The sequence below is a fragment of the Bacillus sp. C30 genome (assembly GCF_040838255.1).
Lineage (GTDB): Bacteria > Bacillota > Bacilli > Bacillales > Bacillaceae_G > Bacillus_A > Bacillus_A mycoides.
In genome coordinates, this window is record NZ_JBFPJH010000424.1 from 1 (window position 1) to 2,509 (window position 2,509).

The 2,509-nt window shown below is 36.3% G+C and carries 2 protein-coding genes; one reads left to right on the forward strand and one right to left on the reverse strand.

The genetic code is table 11. From position 1 onward, the window contains the following. Nucleotides 1-166: 166 nt before the first annotated feature. The gene (locus tag AB3X49_RS21200) at nt 167-1,462 is read right to left on the reverse strand and encodes a histidine--tRNA ligase (protein ID WP_061689154.1); all 1,296 of its coding nucleotides are present in this window, start codon (nt 1,460-1,462) and stop codon (nt 167-169) included. A 341-nt stretch (nt 1,463-1,803) separates the two neighbouring features. On the opposite strand from AB3X49_RS21200, the gene ybaK reads away from it, so the two are divergent. Then, the gene (gene ybaK / locus AB3X49_RS21205; protein WP_002066092.1) at nt 1,804-2,280 is read left to right on the forward strand and encodes a Cys-tRNA(Pro) deacylase; all 477 of its coding nucleotides are present in this window, start codon (nt 1,804-1,806) and stop codon (nt 2,278-2,280) included. Nucleotides 2,281-2,509 lie beyond the last annotated feature (229 nt).

Sequence of the window (2,509 nt, forward strand, 5' to 3'; positions counted from 1 at the left end):
ACCTCAAAATTCGGCTGGAGCAAAGAAGTTAGGTGGGAGATCAACTGCCCGTAAAAGCCCGATTGGTGAAGGCTAATAATCAGTGGGGGATGAACAACCCCCCCACTGATTATAGTTTCACTTTATTTCTTCACTAGAAAAACCACCCAAATGAGGGTGGCGCTTATTATATATAGTTATTAAATGTGTTATTTTCCAAGGAAGAGAGGGGAATCTTCACTTCAGTACCTTCCTTCATATTACGCAATACAACTGTTTCTGTAGATAGTTCCTCTTCACCAATTATTAGCACATACGGGATATTTTCTTTATTTGCATAATTAAGGGCACGTTTCAATTTACGTCCAGCTAGTTCAAGTTCGATTTTTAAGGAAGTAGTAGAACGCAATTGCTGGGCGATTTGTAAACATTGTAATTCTGTCCCGAGTGGAATGATAAAAAGATCTGCTGTAGATGATGTTGTTGCTTTCTGTGATAGAGCTGTATAAATGACATCTAATCCGAATGAAATACCGACTGTTGGATAGTTCATATTATCACCACGGAATGCTCCGATAATATTATCGTATCGACCACCGCTACCGATGCTAGATGTAATCGTGCCATCTTTTAGAAAGATTTCATACACAGTGCCTGTATACATTGTGAGTCCTCTTGCTAAAAACGGATTGAATATCGTATTTTCATTTATTCCGAGAGCGAGTAAGTATTGCTGTAGTTGTTGTAGTTCCTCTACTCCATCGGCGACAAGTGTATTATTGAAAGTGTCTTTAAAGTCGGCTATAGGGAGCTTTAGGCAAGATAAAACAGTATTACATATTGTATCAGCCATTTCTACAGTAATCCCGCGCTCCAATACATCTTTTCGTACACCATCAATCCCAATCTTTTCGATTTTATCCAATGATAAAATTACGTCACTCGTTAGTTCAGTAGGGATGTTAATAGACTGGAGAATACCGTTTAACAATTTTCGGTTATTATATTGGATCGTTACTTCTAAGTTTAACGTTCGGAACAGCTCAAACGCCATGCTCATGAGTTCAGCTTCCGCCATGACTGATTCTACACCGACTATATCAACGTCACATTGAATGAACTCACGGAATCTTCCTTGTTTAATTGGCCCATCTCGAAATACTTTCCCAATTTCATAGCGTTTAAAGGGTAGGCGGATGTTCGGATTCATCGCCACGACTTTTGCGAATGGAATTGTTAAATCATAACGTAAGGCAAGATCGCGTTTTCCTTGATCCTTAAGTGTATATATTTCTTTTAAAATTTCATCGCCACCACCGTACTTGTAAGACATAAGCTCATACATATTTAACGTTGGTGTCTCTAACGGTTTACAGCCATAACGTTCAAACGTATCTTCACAAGCTCTTTTAATTTTATTTCGTAGTACTTGTTCCTCTGGTAAATAGTCTTTTGTCCCTTTTACATTTTTCATTTCCACCATAATCACTCCTCTTTTAAATTAAAAAAAGCTATGCGGGTATAAAAATACCCACATAGCTTTATGAACGCTTCGTGGGTCAACAGGAAAAGCCCTGTACCCACGAAGAAAAATTTTTCTTCGGATACACGGCGTTACGTATGATGATGAAGTTGGAAAGACGTATTAAAAGTTCGCATTAAAAATCTCTCCTTAACATAAGTTTTTCCAAATTATATCAGATGAATTTGGAAATATCAATATTTTCAGTTTTGGATAATACGTGAAGTTATGTAGGAGAAATTGAAAAGAGTGTATAATAAAAGAAAACTTAATGATATGAACTAACTTTTAAGGAGATCCTCATGAAAAAAGATAAAACAAATGCGATGCGAATATTAGATAAAGAAAAAATTGAATATTCCATGATGTCATACGATCCAAACGATGGGAAAATTGATGGCGTATCAGTAGCGGATAAAATTGGACGAGAAGTGAGAGAAGTATATAAAACACTTATCGCTCAAGGGAATAGTAAGGATTATCATGTGTTTATTATTCCGGTAGATGAGGAACTAAATTTAAAAGCAGCGGCAAAAGCGGTAAGTGAAAAGAAGATTGAAATGATTCCTGTTAAAGATATTACGAAAGTGTCAGGGTATATTCGCGGCGGTTGTTCACCAGTAGGGATGAAGAAGCTATTTTCTACATGTATTGATGAGAGCGCCCAATCACTTGAAACAATCATTGTAAGCGGCGGGAAAATTGGTGCACAAATTGAGCTTAAAGTGGATGATTTAGCGAAAGTGACGAGAGCGCAGTTTGGTGAAGTAACGAAGTAAATATACATAGGGAAAGAAGTTCTAGTTTTATTAAATTCAGATAATAATTTATAGGATAGTTAGTCCATTATGAGGGCGGATTATCCTTTTTTATTTACATAATGAATGAAATAAATAAAGATTGAATATTCAGTTTAATGATAATGAATAAAAACATCTAAAGAAATATGATGAAAGGTTGGTGGTCCTCCATGCCCATCAACCTTTTAGTATGAAGTAACACCTGAAC